This window comes from Ensifer sp. CCNWLY38, from assembly GCF_037120565.1.
Taxonomy (GTDB): Bacteria; Pseudomonadota; Alphaproteobacteria; order Rhizobiales; family Rhizobiaceae; genus Ensifer; species Ensifer adhaerens_H.
The window spans coordinates 677,997-699,905 of the sequence record NZ_JBBBBO010000001.1 but is presented as its reverse complement, the minus strand read 5'-3'; the positions used below and the strand labels follow the sequence as shown (position 1 = coordinate 699,905).

Here is a 21,909-nt window from a genome sequence, read left to right as displayed (position 1 = left end):
GAGCTAGGAGAACGCTGACCATGCAAGACCTCGTTATCCGCCGGCCGGATGATTGGCACCTTCACCTGCGCGACGGCGACATGCTGAAAGGCGTTATCGCCGATACCAGCCGCCATTTCGCCCGCGCGATCATAATGCCCAACCTGGTGCCGCCGGTCGTGACGACCGCAGACGCCAGCGCCTATCGCGAGCGCATCCTCGCCGCGCTTCCCGCGGGCGACCGGTTCGAGCCGCTGATGACGCTCTATCTCACCGCAGGCACCAATCCTGACGACGTCGAGGCCGGCCACAGGAGCGGCCTCGTCAAGGCGGTCAAGCTTTACCCGGCGGGCGCGACGACGAATTCGCACAGCGGCGTGCGCAATATCGATGAGGCGATGCCGGTGCTGGAGCGCATGGCGAAGATCGGCCTGCCGCTCTGCGTCCATGGCGAGGTCACGAGCTCGGATGTCGACATCTTCGACCGCGAAGCCGTGTTCATCGAGACCGTGCTCGATCCGCTGCGCAAGCGGCTGCCGGAACTGAAGGTGACGATGGAACACGTCACCACCAAGGACGGCATCGACTACATCAAGGCGTCGAAGGCCAATCTTGCCGGCTCGATCACCACCCATCACCTGATCATCAACCGCAATGCGATTTTGGTCGGCGGCATCAAGCCGCATTACTACTGCCTGCCGGTCGCCAAGCGTGAGAACCACCGTCTGGCACTGCGCGCGGCCGCCGTCTCCGGCGACAGGCGCTTCTTCCTCGGCACCGACTCCGCACCCCATGTCGATCCGCTGAAGGAATGCGCCTGCGGCTGCGCCGGCATTTACACCTCGATCAACACCATGAGCTGCCTAGCGCATGTGTTCGAGGAGGAGGGCGCGCTCGACAGGCTCGAAGCCTTCGCCTCGCTGAACGGTCCCGCCTGGTATGGCCTGCCGGTCAACGAGGAAAAGATCACGCTGCGCAAGCAGGCTGAGGCGGTCACCTATCCCAAGAAGATCGAGACCGGTGCCGGTCTGGTCACCGTATTCGATCCGATGTTCCCGCTGCACTGGGCCGTCGTCTGATCCGCTGAGTTTTGAAGGAGAGTTTGATGTTTTCCAACGCGTTCACCGACAAGGCTGTGATGGCTGAGCTGGTCGCCAAGATGCTCTGGGAGATCAAGGCCGTACACTTCCGCGCCGATGAGCCCTACAAGCTGTCGTCGGGCATGGCGAGCCCCGTCTATATCGACTGCCGCAAGCTGATTTCCTACCCGCGCATCCGCTCGGCGGTGATGGATTTCGCCGCAGCGACGATCCTGCGCGAGGCCGGTTTCGAGAAGTTCGACGTGGTCGCCGGTGGCGAAACGGCCGGCATTCCCTTTGCTGCGATGCTTGCCGAGCGCTTGGGCTTGCCGATGATCTATGTCCGCAAGGCGCCGAAGGGCCATGGTCGCAACGCCCAGATCGAAGGCCATATGCCGGAAGGCGCACGCGTGCTCGTCATCGAGGACCTGACGACCGCCGGCGGTTCGATGTTCAAATTCATCGACGCCATTCGCGCAGCCGGCGGCATTGTCGACCACGGCATTGCGCTCTTCTACTACGACATCTTCCCGGAAGCGGTTGGCGAGATGAAGGGTAAGGGCGTTGACCTCCACTGGATCGCCACCTGGCGCAACGTGCTGGCGGTCGCCCGCGAGCAGAAGCTGTTCGACGAGAAGACGCTGGGTGAAGTGGAAGCCTTCCTCAACGCGCCGCTCGCCTGGTCGGGCCGCAACGGCGGCGTGAGCGCTCTCGCGTAACGTTTGAAGAGGCCCCGGCCGAGCCGGGGCCTCGCAACGCCTAAGATTCAGTTCTTAAATCGATTGAAATTCTACCCAGGAGGAAGAGCCGATGATCGTATGTTGCGGAGAAGCGCTGATCGACATGCTGCCGCGGGACACGACCGCGGGCGAGAGTGCCTTTGCACCCTATGCCGGCGGGGCGATCTTCAACACGGCAATCGCGCTCGGCCGCCTCGGTATCCAGACCGGCTTCTTCACCGGCCTTTCCGACGACATGTTCGGCGATATCCTGCGCGAGACGCTGAAGGCGGCGAATGTCGATTTCGGCCCCTGTGCGACGCTCTCGCTGCACACGACGCTTGCCTTCGTCAAGCTCGTCAATGGCCATGCGAGCTACGCCTTCTTCGACGAGAAAACTGCCGGGCGCATGATCACGACCGAGCACCTGCCGAAGCTGGGGGATTTCTGCGAAGCGCTGCATTTCGGCGCGATCAGCCTGATCCCCGAGCCCTGCGGTTCAACGTACGAGGCGTTGATGACGCGCGAGCACGAAAAGCGGGTCATCTCCTTCGACCCGAACATCCGGCCCGGCTTCATTAAGGACCGCGACGCCCATCTCGCCCGGATGAACCGCATGGCGGCATTGTCGGATATCATCAAGTTCTCCGACGAGGATCTCGCCTGGTTCGGCATGGAAGGCAGCCATGACGAACTTGCTGCCGAATGGCTGAAGCGCGGGCCGAAGCTGGTGCTGATCACCAAGGGCGCCGACGGCGCAGTCGGCTACACGGCGCACCACAAGGTCGAAGTGGCCGGCGAGCGCGTCACCGTGGTCGACACGGTCGGCGCCGGCGACACCTTCGACGCCGGCGTACTGGCATCCCTCAAGCTCGCCGGCCTCTTGACCAAGGCCGATGTCGCCGATCTCACCGAAACCGCGGTCCGCAATGCACTGGCACTCGGCGCCAAGGCGGCGGCCGTCACCGTCTCGCGTGCCGGCGCAAACCCGCCGTGGAAGCACGAAATCGGCCTCTGAGCTTTCTTACTCTTCGGGCTCCGGGCGGTATTCCAGGATATCGCCCGGCTGGCATTGCAGCACGGCGCAGATCTTCTCCAGCGTATCGAAGCGCACGCCCTTCACTTTTCCCGATTTCAGCAGCGAGATGTTCTGCTCGGTAATCCCCACCTGTTCGGCGAGATCGCGCGAACGGACTTTGCGCTTCGCCAGCATGACATCGAGATTGACGACGATCGGCATCCGCTAGACGAAGCTCCTGTTCTCCGCCTCGACCCCCGACGCGATGACCAGGACGTGGCCAAGGCCGACGACCAGTCCGGCCATCAGCAGCACGATGATGGCGCCGCCACTGATATCGAAGACCACCGCATGTCCCGTGGTGCCCGGATTGTCGTAGGTGACAGCCAGGATGCCGATGCCATTGCTGATCGTCATGCATAGCGCTCCCGCAAGCGCCGTCAGCCCCACGCGCCGCAACAACACGCCATTGCGGCTGGTGAGAATCTCGCCGCGCTGGAAGCCGTCGAAAAGCTGCCACGCGAAGGCGAGGCCGGCGATGACGAGCGCATTGTTGATCGCGGTCAGGAAAATGACGGTGGCGATGGCGCGATAGGACAGCGTGATGACATCGACGCGGGGAAAGACGACGTCCCGAATACCCTGTTCGAAGCCCTGTCGGTCGAAGAAAATCTGCCAGTGCCCGTAGACGACGGCTGAGCAGAACAGTGCGCCGCTCAACACCACCATGAGCTTCATGAAGCGGCTGAGCTTGCGCAGCCTCTCGGCGGTTTCCGTCATAAAAATTCCCTTATCGTTTGGCTTGTATTTTTATCGTAAAACAATAAGTAATTCTCGTCAATTGTGATTTTGGTGCCGTGCCATGCCTCTCCTATCAGATCTCGATCTGATGCAGGTGCTGAAACCGGCGGGCGCCACGGTGCTGCCGGCCTGCGCTATATGATAAGGCCCGAGGCACGATCTGCACTTCGGGCCTTATCGTTCGACGCGATGCGGTTCAGGATGGAACCGCCTGGAGCTGCTCCTCAGCGCGCGGCCTTCAGCAGGGCCGCCACCAGGCCAGCGGTCGACGAATCGTGGCCGGCAGCACTCTCCTTGCCTTCGACGACCGGCAGCAGGCCTGTTGCCAGTTCCTTGCCGAGTTCGACGCCCCACTGGTCGAAGGAATTGATGTTGAAGAGCGCGCCTTCGACGAAGACGCGGTGCTCGTAGAGCGCAATCAGGCGGCCAAGTGCGAAGGGATCGAGCTGGTCGTAGACGATCGTCAGCGACGGGCGGTTGCCGGTGAAGACGCGGTGCGGCGCGATCCTGTCGGCCTTGGCGTCGGCCATGCCCTTGGCGGTGAGCTGCGCCTTCGCCTCAGTGAGCGTCCGGCCCTTCATCAGCGCCTCGGATTGCGCCAGGCAATTGGCAATCAGCAGTTCGTGCTGGTGGCGCAAGTTCTTTTCATGGCCGTTTGCCGCGATCATGAACTCGGCCGGGATGACGTCCGTGCCCTGGTGGATCAGCTGGTAGAAGGCGTGCTGGCCATTGGTGCCGGGCTCGCCCCAGACGACCGGGCCGGTTGAATACGCCACAGGGGTGCTGTCGAGCGTTACCGCCTTGCCGTTCGATTCCATGTCGAGCTGCTGCAGATAGGCGGGGAAGCGCGACAGACGCTGGTCATAGGGCAGGATCGCGCGCGACGGATAGCCGAGCACGTTGCGGTGATAGAAGCCGAGAAGGCCGAGCAGGACGGGAATGTTCTTGCGGATCGGAGCGGTGCGGAAGTGCTCGTCGATGGCATGGCCGCCATCGAGGAAGCGGCCGAAATTCTCCTTGCCGATGGCGATCATCAGCGGCAGGCCGATCGCCGACCAGATCGAGTAGCGACCGCCGACCCAATCCCAGAAGCCGAAGACACGGGCCTGGTCGATGCCGAAGGCGGCGACCTTGTCGAGCGCCGTCGAGACGGCAGCGAAGTGATGGCCGACGGCGGCCTCTCCGAGCTTGCCGGCGATGAAGGCGCGGGCCGTCGCGGCATTGGTCATCGTCTCGATCGTCGTGAAGGTCTTCGAGGCGACGATGAAAAGGGAGGTTTCCGGATCGACGAGCTTCAGCGTGTCGGCGATGTGGGCGCCGTCGATGTTGGAAACGAAGTGAAGGCGCGGACCGTCATGGAAGGGCGCGAGCGCCAGCGTCGCCATGACGGGGCCGAGGTCGGAGCCGCCGATGCCGATATTGATGACGTCGGTGATCTTCTTGCCGGTGGCGCCCTTGAGCGCACCCGAGCGGATGCCGTCAGCAAAGGCGCCCATGGCGTCGAGCACGCCGTTGACGTCGGGCATCACGTCCTTGCCGTCGACGAGGATCGGGCGGTTGCCGCGGTTGCGCAGCGCTGTGTGCAGCACGGCACGCTCCTCGGTGATGTTGATGATGTCGCCGCGGAACATGGCGTCCCGCTTCTCCTCGACCTTGGCCGCCTTGGCGAGCGCTTCGAGGCCGTCAAGCACCCTGTCGTTGACGGCGCATTTCGAATAGTCGAGCAGCAGGTCGCCGAGCGTGGTGCTGAAGCGCTGGAAGCGTTCGGCGTCGCTGGCGAAGGCAGCGCGGATATCGGTTGCGTTGGTCTCAGAGGCGGTTGCTTTGAGTTGGTCGACAAGCGCTTTCATCGCAGGGCTCCTTGTGTCGGACAGGGGTGTCGGACAATCGCCTGCGTAGCTATTCGCTTTAAGTGGACCAAATCAAGACTGGAAAACCGCCGAAGTGGCGGTTTTCAGGATTTTTTAAATCGTTTGAATTTTGGACTAATTCAGCCGCGCAGGTCTTTACGCAGGATCTTGCCGACATTGGTCTTCGGCAGCTCCGTCCGGAACTCGACGAAACGCGGGCGCTTGTAGTTGGTGAGGTTGGCGGCGCAATGGCGCTTGACCTCTTCCTCCGTCAGCGCCGGATCCTTCTTGACCACGAAGAGCTTGACGGCCTCGCCGGAATGCTCGTCCGGAACGCCGATCGCTGCGCATTCGAGAATGCCCGGATGGGTCATCGCCACTTCCTCGATCTCGTTCGGGAAGACGTTGAAGCCGGAAACGAGGATCATGTCCTTCTTGCGGTCGACGATCTTGACCAGGCCGTCCGCGTTCATGAAGCCGATGTCGCCCGAGCGGAAGAAACCGTCCGGCGAGATCGCCTTGGCTGTTTCATCCGGCCGCTGCCAGTAGCCGGCCATCACCTGTGGGCCGCGAATGCAGATCTCGCCGACTTCGCCGATCGGCAGCGTGTTGCCGAGGTCGTCGCGGATCTCGACGTCGGTCGAAGGAATCGGCATGCCGATCGTGCCGGTGAACTCGGTCGCGTCGAGGATGTTGGCCGTTGCCACCGGCGAAGTCTCCGACAGGCCGTAGCCTTCGGCGATCGAGCAACCGGTCATCTGCTTCCAGCGTTCGGCCACCGGGCGCTGGATCGCCATGCCGCCACCGAAGGTCAGCATCAGCGACGAGAAATCGAGCTTCTGGAACTCCGCATTGTTCATCAGCGCGTTGAACAGCGTGTTGAGGCCCGGGAAGATATTGGTCTTGTGCTTGCCGAGTTCCTTGACGAAACCCGGAATGTCGCGCGGATTGGGAATCAGGATGTTGTTGCCGCCAGTGGCAAGGCCCATCAGCGAATTCACCGTCAGTGCGAAGATGTGGTAGAGCGGCAGCGCGCACATGAAGACGAGGTTTTCCGGGCGTGCCCGCGAGCGGAACGCCGTGTGGAACCAGATTTCCATCTGCGCCATGTTCGACAGAAGGTTCGAATGGGTGAGTGTTGCACCCTTGGAGACCCCGGTCGTGCCGCCGGTATATTGCAGGAAGGCGACATCACCAGGCGCGACGTTCGGTTTCGTCAGCTTGGCACGGCCACCCTTGGAAAGCACCGTCTTGAACGAAAGGTGGCCGGGGATCGACCAGGCAGGAACCAGCTTCTTGACGCGACGGACCACGAGATTGACGATCGCGCCCTTGAGACCCAGCATGTCGCCCATCGTGGCGACGACGACGTGCTTGACGGAGGTCTTGTCGGTCACCTGCTGCACCGTGTGGGCGAAGTTTTCCAGAACGAAGATCGCCTTGGCGCCGGAATCGACGAGCTGGTGCTGCAACTCGCGCGGCGTATAGAGCGGGTTGACGTTTACGACGGTAAAGCCGGCTCTAAGAATGCCGTAGACGATGACGGGGTTCTGCAGGATGTTCGGCATCATCACGGCGACACGGTCGCCTTTGACGAGGCCGAGAGATTGCAGCCAGGCACCGATCTTGGCGGATTCGGCATTGAGGTCCGCAAAACTCAGCGTCTTGCCCATGCAGGTGAAGGCCGGGCGGGTCGAATAGCGGGCGACGGCGTGGTCGAAAAATTCGCCGATCGATTTGTAGGGCAGGGCGCCGATTTCGGCGGCTATGCCGGGTGGATAGGATTTCAGCCAGATCTTGCCTGGGCTGGTACCCGTTTGTTGTGCGCTGACTTCCACCATGACCTCTCTCCCTCTGGTCGCCACAGGCTGGCCTGCTCGCGGCCTGAGAAAATCCCTCCTGACCTTCTCATGCCGATGAAGATGATGCTTTTGAGACACCACTTCAAGCTGAGATTCGGGATTATCTAACTTTGACGTAAACGTCAACTGAGCTTACGGTTAACGGGCGCGGATTGCGCCCTCGAAAAAGTATGACGAGAGCTGCAAAAGCTTTGCCTGCTAGGGCAAAACACTGTATTGCATTGCAGCATATCCCTGTTGGTCCGATCCAACGTCCGCCGATATATCCCCCAGATTTTTCTCCGGTCCGCTCGGGCCGGACGACGCAGGCCATTGCTCATGTGTGACGAAGCTTATTCTTCCGCCGCCGAACCGCGCCGTGCCCGTGTTTCTGCTGCCGAAGTAGCGCTCGCAGTCGGCGGCTTCGGGATCGGCACCGGCGAATTCGCGATCATGGGTCTCTTGCCACAGGTCGCTGAGGATGTCGCCGTTTCGGTGCCGCGGGCAGGGGCAGTGATCAGCGCCTATGCTCTCGGCGTCGTTGTCGGCGCGCCGCTGATCGCAGTGCTTGCCGCCCGCTTCTCCCGCTTCCGCGTGCTGCTTGCGCTGATGCTGGTTTTCGCCGTCGGCAATTTTGCAAGCGCGATCGCACCGGATTTCTATACGCTGATCGTCGCGCGCTTCTTCGCCGGCCTGCCGCATGGTGCCTATTTCGGTGTGGCCGCCCTGGTCGCCGCCGGCCTCGCGGCGCCGAACCAGCGGGCGCGTGCAGTTGGCCGGGTGATGATGGGGCTGACGATCGCCACCCTCTTCGGCACGCCGCTCGTCGCATGGTTCGGCCAGGCGCTCGGTTGGCGGTCCGCTTTCGCCATCGTCGGCGGCATCAGCCTTTTGACCGTGGCGCTGACCTTCGTCCACGTGCCGCGCGACAAAGGCAATCCGAAGGCAACGCCGCTTCGCGAGCTCGGCGCGCTTGGCAAGCTGCAGGTCTGGCTGATGCTTGGCATCTGCGCCATCGGCTGCGGCGGCATGTTCGCAGTCTTCAGCTACATCACGCCGGCACTCACCGAAGTCGCGGGTGTTTCTCTTGCCAATGTGCCGGTCATGCTCTCGGTCTTCGGCGCCGGCATGATCCTCGGCAACATCGTCGGCGCGCGGCTTGCCGATTGGGCGCTGCTGCCGGCAATCGGCATCGCCATCGTCTTCAACATCTTCGCCTATGTGCTCTTCTATTTCACCATGGGCAATCCGTGGATCGCGATCGTCAACGTGCTCTTCATCGGCGGCGGTTTCGCCGTCGTGCCGGGCGTGCAGACGCGGCTGATGGATATCGCCGGCGAGGCACAGACGCTCGCCGCCGCCCTTAGCCATTCCGCCTTCAACCTCGCCAACGCGCTTGGCGCCTGGCTCGGCGGTGCCTCGATTGCCGCTGGCTACGGCTGGACCTCCACCGGCCTCGTCGGCGCCGTTCTCGGCGTTGCCGGCTTCGGCATCTTCCTCGCATCCGTCTTTGTCGATCGCGCTCAACCCGCTCGCCTGGCTGCAAAACCTGCGGCGGAATGACCGGTTTTTGCAAAAGAAGGTCGCGGGAACTTGATCCCTCCTAAATTTTTCTGTCATGTCCCGCCGCTAGCGTCGCTTCTGGCCCTGAAACTACCGTAAAGCAGGGGCAAAGGGCCGGGCTTGGTGCCACAGAGGCTGGCAAGACCCCGGGTTTGTTGTAAGCTCGTCGAAAGACGGAGGATCATTGGTGCAATTGGGCAATCGCGAACGAGAAAACTTCGCCGTGGAGCCACGGCTTCTCGGGCACACCGCGATTTCGCGCCATGCCCTCGTTGGACCGATGACGGCTGCCCGCTGGATGCTGGTCTTCGTTCTTCTTGCCGGCGTCTACTTCTTCCACGGTTTCCTCGTCCCGGTTCTGGCCGCCGTCGTCATCGGCTTTGCCAGCTGGCCGATCTATCGCCGGCTGCTTGCCGCCGTGAACGGCAACCGCACGCTTGCGGCCACCATCGCCATCGTCTGCGTCATCTCCTTCATCGTCGTGCCGATTTCTCTTGCTGCCGTCTATGCGGTGGACGAAGTGCGCGACTGGGTCGTCTGGGCCGTCGAGACCAATGCCAACGGTGCCGTGGTTCCCGCCTGGCTGACCAGCATTCCGATTGCCGGCGTTTGGCTCGGCGAACAATGGGTCAAGCATGTCGGTCATCCGGGTGCGCTCGGGGAACTGGTCCAGTTGGTCAGCGGTTCCAACATCGGCAACATCTACCGTGGCGTTCTGGTCGTCGGTGCCTCGACGTTCCACGCCTTCCTGACGCTGCTTTTCATGCTGATCACGCTGTTCTTCGTCTACCGCGACGGCCAGTCTTTTTCCGGACAGCTCGACCGTCTCGGCGAGCGCATCTTCCCGATGCGCTGGGAGCGCTTGTCGCGCGTCGTGCCGATGACGATCAGTTCCACCGTCACCGGCATGGGCATCATCGCCATCGGCGAGGGCATCGTGCTCGGCGTCGCCTACTGGCTGGCCGGCGTGCCGTCGCCGGTCACGCTCGGCATCATCACCGGCCTGATGGCTCTCATTCCGGGCGGTGCGCCGCTGTGCTTCACGCTGGTCTCGGTCTATCTCGTCGCCAGCGGCTCGCCGGTTCACGGCATCGCGCTGTTTGCCTGGGGCACGACCGAGCTCTTCATCGTCGACAAGACGCTGCGGCCGCGCCTCGTCGGCGGGCCGATCAAGCTTCCCTTCCTGCCGACTTTCTTCGGTCTCGTCGGCGGCGTAAAGACCATGGGTTTTCTCGGCCTCTTTGTTGGCCCGGTGCTGATGGCACTGCTGGTTGCCATCTGGCGCGAGTGGATGCGCGAAGTCACCACCCCCACCGACACGACCGTCAACCCCATCATCAAGGGCTGAGCCACCCATGGCTAAGCCGCCGGTTGCCTGGGCGCGGCCGGTGAGACCGTCTCCCTGTTTCATTGGAAACGCGAGATGATCCGATGCTTCGTATCTGCGCTCTCCGCCTCTCTCGGAATGTCGTCTGCGGGTGCCTTTATCTTTTCCTTACACCCCCTCCCAACCATCGCAATCGATAATTGACCCTGAGCGGACGCAAGATCCGGACTTCAATAGTCCGGAGTATTTTTGCATGTCCGATGTTCTTTTCCTTGCCGCCGGCATCGGCGGCTTTGTCGTGTTTGCGCTTTATGCGCGCGCGCTGAGCCGTCTTTGAGGAGGGCGTCATGTTCGAAGCCCTGATTGGTCTCGCAGTCGCCGTCGCCCTTGCGGCCTATCTCGTCGTCACCCTCGTTCGCCCCGAACGATTCTGACGCCCTTCGCGGAGAAATCTCATGTCTATCATCGGGTGGCTGCAGATCAGCCTCCTCTTCATCGCCGTCCTGATCGTCATCAAGCCGCTGGGGCTTTACATGGCGCGGGTCTTCTCCGGTGAACGCAACGTCTTTTCACCTGTCCTCGGTCCTGTCGAGCGCGGTCTTTATCTCGCTGCCGGCGTCGATCCGAACAAGGAGCAGGGCTGGCTCGCCTACACGATGTCGATGCTCGCCTTCAGCCTTGCAGGCTTCGTTTCTCTCTATTCGATTCTGCGGCTGCAGGCTTACCTGCCGATGAACCCGCAGGGTTTTGCCGGCATGCCATCCGATCTCGCCTTCAACACGGCGGTCAGCTTCGTCACCAATACCAACTGGCAGAACTACGGCGGCGAAACCACGCTCAGCCATTTCAGCCAGATGGCCGGGCTGACGGTGCATAACTTCGTGTCGGCGGCGACCGGCATCGCCATGGCGCTCGCCGTGACCCGCGCCTTTGCCCGCTCGAACGCTTCGACCGTCGGCAATTTCTGGGTCGATCTCACCCGTTCGACCCTTTATGTGCTTTTGCCGATCGCCGTCGTCATGGCCCTTGCCATGGTCTGGGCCGGCCTGCCGCAGACCTTCCATGCCGACCTTACTGCAACGACGCTCGAAGGCGCCAAGCAGACGATCTCGGTTGGTCCGGTCGCAAGCCAGGAGGCGATCAAGCAGCTCGGGACCAATGGTGGCGGCTTCTTCAACGTCAATGCCGCCCACCCGTTCGAAAACCCGACGGCCTTCTCCAATTACCTCAACATCTTCGCTATGCTGTCGATCTCGGCTGCCCTCGTCTACACCTTTGGCCAGATGGTCGGTAACCGTCGCCAGGGCTGGGCCTTCATCGCCGTCACTGCCGTCCTTTTGATCGCAGGTGTCGGTATCGTCTACTGGGCGGAAACGCAGGGTAACCCGATCCTGACCGCGCTTGGCCTCGATGCTGTCCAGGGCAATATGGAAGGCAAGGAGGTCCGCTTCGGTCAGGCGATGACGGCGCTTTATGCCGCGGTCACCACCGGCCTGTCGGATGGCGGCGTCAACGGGATGCACGGCTCGCTCACCGGTATCGGCGGTCTTGTGCCGATGTTCCTGATGCAGCTCGGCGAAGTTCTGCCTGGCGGTGTCGGCTCCGGCCTCTATGGCATGGTCGTCTTTGCGATCCTCGCCGTTTTCGTCGCCGGCCTCATGGTTGGCCGCACGCCGGAACTGCTCGGTAAGAAGATCGAATCGCGCGAGATGAAATACGCGATGTTCGCGGTCCTCATCCTGCCGGCGACGATCCTCGGCTTTGCCGCCGTGTCCGCCATGCTGCCTTTTGCCGTCGCAAGCATCGGTACCGCAGGCCCGCACGGCCTGTCGGAAATCCTCTATGCCTTCACCTCGGCTGCCGGCAACAACGGCTCGGCCTTTGGTGGCCTCACCGGCAATACGCCCTGGTACAACACCACGCTTGGTCTCGCCATGCTGCTCGGCCGCTTTGCCTATGCGGTGCCCGTCATGGCGATCGCCGGCTCGATCGCGGTCAAGACCCGCGTACCGGCTTCCAAGGGCACGTTCCCGACCGACACGCCGCTCTTCGTCGGTCTGCTCGTTGGCATCATCCTCATTCTCGGCGGGCTGCAGTTCTTCCCGGCGCTCGCTCTCGGTCCCATCGTCGAGCATTTTTCGATGCTTGCCGGCCAGACCTTCTAAAGGAATTCGACACATGTCTTCCAAACCAGTTGCTCCAAGTCTTCTGGATCCGGCCATCCTCCTGCCGGCTATCAAGGCGGCCTTTGTCAAGCTCGACCCGCGCCAGCTCGTGCGCAACCCGGTGATCTTCGTCACCGAAGTGGTTGCGGCCGTGGTCACTGGCCTCTTTGTCCGCGATCTTATGACCGGCACGGGCAGCCCGCTCTTCTCCGGGCAGATCGCCGCCTGGCTGTGGTTCACGGTGCTTTTCGCCACCTTCGCCGAAGCCGTCGCCGAAGGGCGCGGCAAGGCGCAGGCCGATAGCCTGCGGCGCACCAAGTCCGAACTGACGGCCCGCAAGCTCGTATCGGCAGAAGGCCGGGAAACCCAGACGATCCCGGCGACCTCGCTCAAGGTCGGCGACCTCGTGCTGGTCGAAGCCGGGGAACTGATCCCCGGTGACGGCGACGTCGTCGATGGTGTAGCCTCCGTCAACGAAAGCGCGATTACCGGTGAATCGGCTCCTGTCATTCGCGAATCCGGCGGCGACCGTTCGGCCGTCACCGGCGGCACGCAGGTGCTGTCCGACTGGATCAAGGTCCGCATCGGCGTCGCGCCGGGCAATACCTTCGTTGACCGCATGATTGCGCTGATCGAGGGCGCCCAGCGCCAGAAGACCCCGAACGAAATCGCCCTTTCGATCCTGCTTTCGGGCCTGACGCTGATCTTCCTCGTGGCTGTCGTCACACTCTGGGGGCTTGCCGGCTATTCTGGCACCTTGCTGTCGGTCACCGTGCTTTCTGCGCTGCTCGTCACCCTGATCCCGACCACCATCGGTGGCCTGCTCTCGGCGATCGGCATCGCCGGCATGGACCGTCTGGTCCGCTTCAATGTCATTGCCACCTCTGGCCGTGCAGTTGAAGCCGCCGGCGACGTCGATACGCTGCTGCTCGACAAGACCGGTACAATCACCTTTGGTAACCGCATGGCCGCCGACTTCATGCCGGTGCCGGGCGTCACCGAGGCGGAACTTGCCGACGCTGCACTGCTTGCGAGCCTTGCCGACGAAACGCCCGAGGGGCGCTCGATCGCAGCGCTTGCGACCGGTGAATTCGGCCGCCAGGCGCCTGCCGTTTCGCTTCCCGCGTCCGGAAAGGGTGAAGTCGTCGCGCTTGCCGTTGGCGGTGGCGCAAGCCCGGCCGGCGCGACCCGGATCGACGCGGTCATTCCGTTTGCTGCAGAGACAAGGCTCTCGGGCGTCGACTTTGGCGGCCGCCGGCTGCGCAAGGGCGCCGTCGACTCGATCCTGAAGTTCACCGGCATCCGCGACGAAAACGTGCCGAACGAATTCCGCCGCGCCGTCGACCAGGTGGCGCGCACCGGCGGCACGCCGCTTGCCGTCGCCGACGGCCCGCGCCTGCTCGGCGTCATCCACTTGAAGGACGTCGTCAAGCCGGGCATCAAGGAGCGCTTTGCCGCCCTTCGTGCCATGGGCATCCGCACTGTCATGGTGACCGGTGACAACCCGGTGACCGCCGCGGCGATCGCTTCCGAAGCCGGTGTTGACGACTTCCTCGCCGAAGCAACGCCAGAAGACAAGCTTGCCTATATCCGCAAGGAACAGCACGGCGGCCGCCTGATTGCCATGTGCGGCGACGGCACCAACGATGCGCCGGCGCTTGCTCAGGCCGATGTCGGCGTTGCCATGCAGACCGGCACGCAGGCCGCCCGTGAGGCCGCCAACATGGTGGACCTCGATTCCAGCCCGACAAAGCTCATCGAGATCGTCGAGATCGGCAAGCAGCTCCTGATGACCCGCGGTTCGCTGACGACCTTTTCGATCGCCAACGACGTGGCGAAGTACTTCGCCATCATCCCGGCGCTGTTCATCACCACCTATCCGGCGCTCGCCGCACTCAACGTCATGGGCCTCGCTTCGCCGCAATCGGCGATCCTCTCGGCCGTGATCTTCAACGCACTCATCATCGTCGCGCTGATCCCGCTGGCGCTGAAGGGCGTCAAGTATCGGCCAGTCGGCGCCGCTGCGCTGCTGCGCCGCAACCTCCTCGTCTACGGTCTCGGCGGCATCCTCTTGCCCTTCGCAGGCATCAAGCTTGTCGATATCGTCGTGAACGCGCTCAATCTGGTGTAACCATGCTGAACCAACTTCGCCCCGCCATCGTGATGACACTGCTCCTGACACTCATCACAGGCCTTGCCTATCCCTTCGCCATCACTGGCATGTCGCAGGTGCTGATGCCCGCCCAGGCAAACGGCAGCCTCATCGAGAAGGACGGTGCTCTGATCGGCTCTGAGCTGATCGGCCAGAACTTCACCTCCGACAAATACTTCTGGCCGCGTCCGTCCGCGACTGGACCGGAGGCCTACAACGCCGGCGCGTCGAGCGGCTCCAACCTTGGCACGACCTCGGTCAAGCTGAAGGATCGCGTCGCAGCCGACGTCGAGCGTTTGAAGAGTGTCGGCTTTACGGGCGAAATTCCTGCTGATGCGGTGACGACGTCAGGCTCCGGCCTCGATCCGCATATCACGCCGGCTTTTGCCCAGGCGCAGGTGGCCCGCATTGCCAAGGCGCGCGGTCTCACGGAAGCCGACGTCACCGCGCTGGTCAACAAGGCAACTGAAGGCCGTCTGCTCGGGGTCGTAGGCGAGCCGCGCGTCAATGTGCTAGAACTCAATCTGGCCCTTGATGCGCCCCGAACCTGATATCTCACGCCTGAGACGATGAATGCCCGACAGTGAACGCGACGCCAAGAGTCGCCCAGACCCAGACGCACTGCTTGCCCTCGCCGCGCAGGACCGCCGAGGAAAGCTGACAGTTTTCCTCGGCGCAGCCCCCGGCGTCGGCAAGACCTATGCGATGCTGACCCGGGCCCGTCGTCTGAAGGAAGACGGCGTCGATATCGTCATCGGGCTTGTCGAAACCCACGGTCGCGGCGAGACCGCCGCGCTGGTCGAGGGACTGGAAATCTTGCCGCGCCGCGATGTAACCCATCGCGGCCGCGTGCTTTCCGAGTTCGACCTGGATGCGGCCCTTGCCCGACGTCCCAAGATCATCGTCGTCGACGAACTCGCTCACAGCAACCCGGCTGAATGCCGGCATCCGAAGCGCTATCAGGACATCGAGGAACTGATCGCTGCGGGCATCGATGTCTGGACGGCGCTCAATATCCAGCACCTCGAAAGCCTTTCGGACATCGTCGCGCAGATCGCCGGGGTGCCGGTGCGCGAGCGGGTGCCGGATACGGTGCTGAAGCGCGCCGACGAGGTGCTGCTCGTCGATCTGCCGCCGGCCGAACTGATCGAGCGGTTGAAGGAAGGCAAGGTCTATCTGCCCGACAGCGCCAAGCGCGCCGTCGACCGGTTCTTTCGGCTTGGCAACTTGACGGCACTGCGCGAACTGGCGCTTCGGCGCACGGCCGACCGGGTCGATGACCAGATGGTCGACTACCTCAAGCAGAACGCGATCGAAGGCGTCTGGGCGAGCGGCGAGCGCCTGCTCGTCTGCATCGGGTCCGATGCGCTTTCCGAGAAGGTGGTCCGCACCGCAAGCCGGCTGGCAGAGGGATTGAACGCTCCCTGGATTGTCGTCTTCATCGAGCGCGCCGACCGCGAAAGCGGCGATGGCGAGGATGTGCGCCGGCTCGACGAGACCTTTCGTCTTGCCGAACAGCTTGGCGCCGAGACGCGCCGCATCATCGGCAACGACTTCGTCGAGGAGATCTTGAAGCTTGCGCGCCGCGAACATGCGACGCAGATCGTCATCGGCGCACGACGCCAATCCTTTCCGATGCGCTTTCTGCGTCAGTCTCTTCCCGACGCCCTGGCCGAGCGCGTGTCCGGGGTCGGCATCCACCTTGTCACCGATCGCGAGACGGTGCCTGCCAAGCGGCGGTCCACCGCGAAAAAGACGCTGCCGCCCGGCACCGGGCGCGCCGTTGGCATTGCCGCCGGCTCGGTGGGCGTGGCCACGGCGATCGGCCTGCTGATCGAGCGCTTCATCATCCTGCCCAACATCTCGCTTCTCTATCTACTCGCCGTCTTGGCCTCGGCGACCTATGCGGGCCACATCTCGGCGATCGCGGCGGCTTTGTTTTCGGTTCTGGCCTATAACTTCTTCTTCATCGAGCCGGTCGGCACGTTCACCATTGCTGAGCCGCACGAGGTCTTCGCGCTCTTCATCTTCCTGGTCGCCGCTGCCCTTGCCGGCAGCCTCGCATCGCGGGTGCGCGAACAGGCGAAGACCGCCCGCCGGCGCGCCGCAGCGACCCAGGCGCTCTACGATTTCTCCCGTAAGCTCTCCGGCACCGCCAAGGCAGACGATGTGCTGTGGGCGGCGGTGACGCAGATGCAGTCGACGCTCAAGCGCAGTTCGGCGCTGCTTTTGCCGGAGGAGGGGGATCTGCAATTGAAGGCCGCCTGGCCACCGGACACCGAACTCGATGTCACCGATATCATGGCGGCGCGCTGGGCGATGGACAAGCGGGAACCGGCCGGCAATGGTACGGGCACCCTGCCCAACAGCCCATTTCACTTCCGCCCGCTGACGAGCCCGCACGGCGTCGTCGGCGTCTGCGGCTTCGTTCAGGCGGACAAGCCGCTTGAAATCAACGAGGAGCGCGCGCTGGCGGCGATCCTCGACCAGACCGCGATCGCCGTCGACCGGGCGCGCCTGTCGCGCGAAAGCCTCGATCACGCAGCGAAACTTGAAGGCGAACGCTTTCGCGCGGCGCTGCTTTCGTCCATTTCCCACGATCTAAGGACGCCGCTTGCCACCATCACGGGGGCCGTCACCAGCCTGCGCCAGCTCGGCGACCGCATGCCGCCGGAGAGCCGCGACGATTTGTTGAAGTCGATCGAGGAGGAGGGAGCGCGCCTGACGCGCTTCGTTGCCAACCTGCTCGACATGACCCGCATCGAAGCGGGCACCGTCAACGCCAAGCGCGACTGGGTCGACGTCGCCGACGCAGTGCGGGCGTCCGTCGATCGTGCCCGCAAGTACTTTCCCGAGCGCGAGATCGAAACCAGCATCGCGCCGGACCTGCCTTTGATGCGCGGCGACAGCGTGCTGCTCGGGCAGGTGCTCTTCAATCTGCTCGACAACGCCAACAAGTACGGCGGCGACGAGCCGATCAGCATCTATGCCCGTTCGGATGGCAACGAGATCGTGCTGTCGGTGACCGACCTCGGCAGGGGCATTGCGCCGAAGGACCTCGAGCAGGTCTTCGAGAAATTCTTCCGCCGCGGCAAGGCGGATGGCCGTGCGCCAGGGACAGGCCTTGGGCTGTCGATCGCCAAGGGCTTCGTCGAGGCCATGGGCGGGCAGATCAAGGCGGAAAGCCCGGCGCTTCGCCGCCGCGGCACGCGCATTTCGATGCGCTTTCCGGCCGCCAAGGCCGAAATCTCCGAAAAGGACAGTGCATGAGCGTGGAGCGCATCCTCGTTGTCGACGACGAACCCCAGATCCAGCGTTTCCTGAGGCCCGCATTGAGCGCTGCCGGCTATGAGGTGCTGGAGGCAATGACCGGTGCCGAGGCATTGAAGGCGGCCGCAACGACCGCGCCGGACCTCGTAATCCTCGATCTCGGCCTGCCCGATATGGACGGCAAGGAGGTCATCGCAAACCTGCGTGGCTGGTCCCAGGTCCCGATCATCATCCTGTCAGCCCGCGACCGTGAAAGCGAAAAGATCGCCGCGCTCGACCTTGGCGCCGACGATTACATTGAAAAACCCTTCGGCATCGGCGAGCTGACCGCCCGCATCCGCACGGCACTGCGCCACCGAGTCCAGATGGAGGGCGGCCAGACGCAGCTTTCTGCCGATGGCGTGTCGATCGATACGATCAAGCGCGTGGTGACGAAGGATGGCGAGCCGCTGCGGCTGACGCCGAAGGAATATGATCTCCTAGTCATGCTGGCGCACCATGCCGGCCGCGTCGTCACCCACAAGACGCTGCTGACCTCGGTCTGGGGCGTCGCGCATGGCGAGGACCTGCACTATCTCAGGGTCTTCATCGGGCAGTTGCGCGGCAAGATCGAGCGTGACCCGGCCGACCCGAGGATCATCCGCACGGAGCCGGGCGTCGGCTACCGCTTCGTCGGCGACGACGGTTGATGGCGGGCTGCCGTCAAGGCGGCAGCCGCTGATCCGTCACTTGATCTTCACGGGCTGCGGCGTGTCGCTTGACAGCGTATCTCCGACGACCACCCTCTTCTTCTTCGTCGGCTGCGGATTTTCGAGGATCGATACCGGCGCCGAGACGGTGACCGCAGCGACATTGCCGACATTTCTCGCCGTGCCTGCAACAACCGCGGCAATGCCGGTTCCGACCGAGATGTCGGAGTCGGTGAGCGTCTGCCCCGTGGCAAGCCGCGTGCCGATGAGCTGAACGATCTGCGGGCTTTCTGCGAACTTGCCGTGATGCAGGCCGTCCTCCGTCTTGACCTTGGTCAGGTCGATGGCGGTGATGCCGGCCTTTTCCAGCTGGGTACGGTAGGGCTCCGCAGAAGGGTCGATCGCCCCAAGGCGAGATACGTCACCGGAAATGAAACTCGAAAGTGCCAGCGCACGATCGTCTTGCGAAACGAAGATCGTGAACTTCGGCCGCTTCTTGCCCATCTCGACGAATTGCTTGGCAAAGACGTCGAGATCGATATCCGGCGAGGCGAGAATGACATTCTCGATCTTCGACGGCACGTTGCCGTCGCGGATGGCCATCTGCCGGAGCGATTCCATCGTCAGCCAGGTCCCCATCGAATGGGCGAGGATGGTGATGTCCTTCACCTTCGGCGCGTCCGAGAGCTTTTTCAGGATGTCTTCGAGTGCCGTGCGCGAATAGTTCGTGCTTTCCTTGTCGTAATTGTAGTCGAAAACATTGGCACGGGACGGCCAGGTAAACAGGACTGGCGTCGCCTGGACCTCCGAATCGTGGACGATCTGGGCAAGGCGGTAGACGGAATCCTCGTAGCGGTTGTTGAAGCCGTGGACGAAGACGAAGGCGTGGCCGCCGACGTCGTGTTGTAGGAACCAGGACTTGGCTTCATCGAGTGTCTGGAGCTCACGCACACGCGTGACGGCGAATTCCTTGGCGGGATCCGGGGGCAGCTTGCGCGGCCATTGCACCGTGCCAGATTTCCGCACCGTGTCCGGCGGGATCGAGACCGCGACGTCGGTGAGGAAGGTATTGGCGTCTCGCTCGCCGGAAAACAGTGTCGCCGGATCGCCGGACGGTTGGCGCGTGGTTGCGACAAGCATGTCTACGGTCGATGTGCCGGGGGTAGGAGCGGTGACCGCGACAGGTGCCATCACACCTTTGGCATGACCACCGCATCCGGCAAGCAATGCCAAAGCCGCCAGGACGAAGATTGTCCGCCCTCCTCTTGCACATCCGTGCTGCAGCGAACCTTGAAACCCCACCCGCTCGAACATCGGCATCCCCATATACGCCTAACTTGGCTGCATCTGATCGCGCTTTCGCGAAACGAAGATGACAACACTCGGCGCTAATATGCAAGCGGCTGGGGATTGCGGTTTCGCTGCTGGGTTGTTGATGAGCGCGGATTCTCCCGTGCTGCGGGCTGCCGCAACACGGGGGAGGGTGCCTTTGATGGATGCTTGGCCGCCTATTCCGCAGAGGCCAGCGTCTTCAGAATTGCATGCACTGCCTTGATGCGCTCCGGATTCGGAAAGTTCCGGTTCGCCAGCATGACGACACCGATCTTCTTCCCCGGAACGAAGGCGACATAGCCGCCGAAGCCGTTGGTGGATCCGGTCTTGTTGTAAAGCGTCGCGCCATCGGGCCGCTTCGGAGGGTTCAATGCCGTAGCCGGATTGGCTTCCATGGCCATGGTCCGGGAGTTGCCGTCGAGCAATCGCTCCAGTGAACCCGGGTAGGGATACTGCTCCCAGCCGAGGCCCTGGATCATCTTGCCGGTATCGAAGTAGCCGACATGCGTTCCCTCTATGGCCTTGCGAACGGGGCCGTCGAACTGCTCCGGCTGGATATTGGCTTCGACGAAGCGGATCATGTCTGCCGCGGAGGATTTCACGCCGTAGGCTTCGGCGTCGAACATGCCTGGGTTGACCCGGATCGGCTTGTCTGCCTTGCCGTAGCCCCAGGCATAGCTGCCCATCGCGCTCCTGGGCACGGTGACATAGCTGTGCTTGAGGCCGAGCTTCGGAAACAACTCGGTCTCGAGCGCCGTGGCAAAACTGCTGCCCATCGCCAGGCCCGCGGCATGGCCGAAGAGGCCGATGCTCGGGTTGGAGTAGCGACGCTTCTTCCCTGGTTCGGCATCCGGTTTCCAGTTGCTGAAGTAAGTCAGCATGTCAGCGTTGCTCTTGACCTCGTCAGGGAACTGCAACGGCAGGCCGCCGGCGGTATAGGTGGCGAGATTGAGGAGGGTCGCCTTGTCGATCGCGCGGCCGCTGAGATCTGGCATGTACTTGCCGGGATGGTCGTCGAAGGACAGCTTGCCGAGCACCTGCGCATAGGATGCGAGCGTGCCGGCAAAGGTCTTGCTGATCGAGCCCAGCTCGAACAGTGTGTTTTCGGTGACGGGCGCCTTCGTTTCCTTGGAGGCGACGCCGTAGTTGACGAAGTAGTGCTGGCCGTCAACGGTGACCGCGATCGCCATGCCCGGCACCTTGTATTCGCGCATGATCGGTCGGATTGCCTTGTCCACGGCGGCGGCAATTCGGGCCTGCTCGCCGTCCGCGGCAAAGACGGTCGCGGTGAGTGAAAAGAGGGTTGTAGTAGCAAGCCCTAATTTGATTGTCGTCATTCTATCCATTCGGTCTGCTCTTTCTTGCAAGGCGGGGATGCCCATGACTCGGCCGGATCGGGCATCTGCCCGAAACAGCAGCGGATAATCGGTTCAATTCCGCTGCATTTGCCGTTCGTCCGCGCGGTGGACACGCGGGGTGAAAGCAAGAGGCCCGCGCCGGGGCAAGCCAGACCTAGCCCGCTCGCCGCCAGGCCACAAACGATGATATCTCGCGGGAGACCCAAAAAAATCTAGGGCGAGGGGTTTTCCGTCAGTCGGCGCACGTCCCTGGCCAAGGCTATGGGCTATTGCGGCCGGAAAGCTAATACTACGCGGAAGATTGTCATTTCTGGCGGCAAAGGGTAGTATTTGCCTCGCAAGTTTGGGACCTTTGTCTCCGGACTATGTGTTTTATTGGTGAGCTGCTCCTGAATAAACAGAAGAGCCTCCCTTATCCTGGGAGCATACTCGGAAGCTTATTTACGTCCGACGCCACTCAATGGCGCCTCCGCCCGATGTCTATTCCAAACAGACGGCCATATTGGAGGATAAAATGAGCAAACAGACCGTAACTATCATTCTTGCCGGCGCCCTAGCCTTGTCCGGATGCCAATCTGCCTACGTGTCGAAGAGCGGCTCGACGGGCAACGAATTCGGCTGCATTGCCGGAACGGTGGGTGGCGCAATCGTCGGCGGCCTGATCGGCTCGACGATCGGCTCTGGTACTGGTCAACTCTGGGCGGTTGGCGGTGGTGCTACACTTGGCGCTGCGGCCGGCAATGCGCTGACGTGCCGCTACTATTGA

General features: G+C 62.8%; 18 protein-coding genes. 12 read left to right on the top strand and 6 right to left on the bottom strand.

Going from position 1 to position 21,909, the window contains the following annotated elements; all coding sequences use genetic code 11:
* Nucleotides 1–20 precede the first annotated feature (20 nt).
* The 3 genes from pyrC (at nucleotide 21) to V7S54_RS03415 (ending at nucleotide 2,795) form a co-directional block, all read left to right on the top strand.
* Nucleotides 21–1,058 carry a dihydroorotase gene (gene pyrC / locus V7S54_RS03425; protein WP_065372285.1) on the top strand — a complete coding sequence of 346 codons (1,038 nt, stop codon included), beginning with the start codon at nucleotides 21–23 and terminating at the stop codon, nucleotides 1,056–1,058.
* Between the two features lie 26 nt (nucleotides 1,059–1,084).
* Nucleotides 1,085–1,777, top strand: a complete 693-nt coding sequence (locus V7S54_RS03420; RefSeq protein ID WP_065372286.1) for an orotate phosphoribosyltransferase — start codon at nucleotides 1,085–1,087, stop codon at nucleotides 1,775–1,777.
* 91 nt (nucleotides 1,778–1,868) lie between these two features.
* Nucleotides 1,869–2,795 (top strand): carbohydrate kinase family protein, encoded by a 927-nt coding sequence (locus tag V7S54_RS03415; protein ID WP_065372287.1) that lies wholly within the window; start codon nucleotides 1,869–1,871, stop codon nucleotides 2,793–2,795.
* Nucleotides 2,796–2,801: 6 nt separating this feature from the next.
* On the opposite strand, the gene V7S54_RS03410 is transcribed toward V7S54_RS03415, so the two are convergent.
* The 4 genes from V7S54_RS03410 to V7S54_RS03395 all read right to left on the bottom strand — a co-directional run bounded on the left by V7S54_RS03410 (nucleotide 2,802) and on the right by V7S54_RS03395 (nucleotide 7,287).
* Nucleotides 2,802–3,017: a helix-turn-helix domain-containing protein gene (locus V7S54_RS03410; protein WP_065372288.1), complete on the bottom strand. Its 216-nt coding sequence runs from the start codon at nucleotides 3,015–3,017 to the stop codon at nucleotides 2,802–2,804.
* A gap of 3 nt (nucleotides 3,018–3,020) precedes the next feature.
* Nucleotides 3,021–3,575, bottom strand: a complete 555-nt coding sequence (locus V7S54_RS03405) for a DUF2975 domain-containing protein (protein ID WP_058329065.1) — start codon at nucleotides 3,573–3,575, stop codon at nucleotides 3,021–3,023.
* A gap of 245 nt (nucleotides 3,576–3,820) precedes the next feature.
* Nucleotides 3,821–5,446, bottom strand: coding sequence for a glucose-6-phosphate isomerase (gene pgi, locus V7S54_RS03400; protein WP_065372289.1), 1,626 nt, complete (start codon nucleotides 5,444–5,446; stop codon nucleotides 3,821–3,823).
* A gap of 140 nt (nucleotides 5,447–5,586) precedes the next feature.
* The gene (locus V7S54_RS03395; RefSeq protein ID WP_065372290.1) at nucleotides 5,587–7,287 is read right to left on the bottom strand and encodes a long-chain fatty acid--CoA ligase; all 1,701 of its coding nucleotides are present in this window, start codon (nucleotides 7,285–7,287) and stop codon (nucleotides 5,587–5,589) included.
* 339 nt (nucleotides 7,288–7,626) lie between these two features.
* Here V7S54_RS03395 and V7S54_RS03390 point away from each other — a divergent pair, with 339 nt between their 5' ends.
* The 8 genes from V7S54_RS03390 to V7S54_RS03360 all read left to right on the top strand — a co-directional run bounded on the left by V7S54_RS03390 (nucleotide 7,627) and on the right by V7S54_RS03360 (nucleotide 18,453).
* On the top strand, nucleotides 7,627–8,850 hold the full coding sequence (locus V7S54_RS03390) for an MFS transporter (RefSeq protein WP_065372291.1): 1,224 nt from the start codon (nucleotides 7,627–7,629) through the stop codon (nucleotides 8,848–8,850).
* Nucleotides 8,851–9,037: 187 nt separating this feature from the next.
* Nucleotides 9,038–10,198 (top strand): AI-2E family transporter, encoded by a 1,161-nt coding sequence (locus V7S54_RS03385; protein ID WP_065372452.1) that lies wholly within the window; start codon nucleotides 9,038–9,040, stop codon nucleotides 10,196–10,198.
* Between the two features lie 326 nt (nucleotides 10,199–10,524).
* Nucleotides 10,525–10,611 carry a K(+)-transporting ATPase subunit F gene (gene kdpF / locus V7S54_RS33260; RefSeq protein ID WP_057248082.1) on the top strand — a complete coding sequence of 29 codons (87 nt, stop codon included), beginning with the start codon at nucleotides 10,525–10,527 and terminating at the stop codon, nucleotides 10,609–10,611.
* Nucleotides 10,612–10,632: 21 nt separating this feature from the next.
* Entirely contained in the window at nucleotides 10,633–12,342 is a 1,710-nt protein-coding gene (kdpA, locus tag V7S54_RS03380) for a potassium-transporting ATPase subunit KdpA (protein ID WP_065372293.1), read from the top strand.
* A 13-nt stretch (nucleotides 12,343–12,355) separates the two neighbouring features.
* On the top strand, nucleotides 12,356–14,473 hold the full coding sequence (gene kdpB, locus V7S54_RS03375; RefSeq protein WP_065372294.1) for a potassium-transporting ATPase subunit KdpB: 2,118 nt from the start codon (nucleotides 12,356–12,358) through the stop codon (nucleotides 14,471–14,473).
* A gap of 2 nt (nucleotides 14,474–14,475) precedes the next feature.
* Nucleotides 14,476–15,045 carry a potassium-transporting ATPase subunit KdpC gene (kdpC, locus tag V7S54_RS03370; protein WP_065372295.1) on the top strand — a complete coding sequence of 190 codons (570 nt, stop codon included), beginning with the start codon at nucleotides 14,476–14,478 and terminating at the stop codon, nucleotides 15,043–15,045.
* Between the two features lie 22 nt (nucleotides 15,046–15,067).
* The gene (locus tag V7S54_RS03365) at nucleotides 15,068–17,764 is read left to right on the top strand and encodes a sensor histidine kinase (protein ID WP_065372296.1); all 2,697 of its coding nucleotides are present in this window, start codon (nucleotides 15,068–15,070) and stop codon (nucleotides 17,762–17,764) included.
* Complete coding sequence (locus V7S54_RS03360; RefSeq protein WP_336408046.1) at nucleotides 17,761–18,453, top strand: response regulator; 693 nt, start codon at nucleotides 17,761–17,763, stop codon at nucleotides 18,451–18,453. Before V7S54_RS03365 ends, V7S54_RS03360 begins: the two co-directional genes overlap by 4 nt.
* 36 nt (nucleotides 18,454–18,489) lie before the next feature.
* Here the strand turns inward: V7S54_RS03360 and V7S54_RS03355 are convergent, their stop codons facing one another.
* Nucleotides 18,490–19,767: an alpha/beta hydrolase gene (locus V7S54_RS03355; protein WP_065372453.1), complete on the bottom strand. Its 1,278-nt coding sequence runs from the start codon at nucleotides 19,765–19,767 to the stop codon at nucleotides 18,490–18,492.
* 194 nt (nucleotides 19,768–19,961) lie between these two features.
* Nucleotides 19,962–21,131: a class C beta-lactamase gene (gene ampC, locus V7S54_RS03350; protein ID WP_083203448.1), complete on the bottom strand. Its 1,170-nt coding sequence runs from the start codon at nucleotides 21,129–21,131 to the stop codon at nucleotides 19,962–19,964.
* Nucleotides 21,132–21,657: 526 nt separating this feature from the next.
* On the opposite strand from ampC, the gene V7S54_RS03345 reads away from it, so the two are divergent.
* Nucleotides 21,658–21,909, top strand: a complete 252-nt coding sequence (locus V7S54_RS03345; protein WP_065372299.1) for a glycine zipper 2TM domain-containing protein — start codon at nucleotides 21,658–21,660, stop codon at nucleotides 21,907–21,909.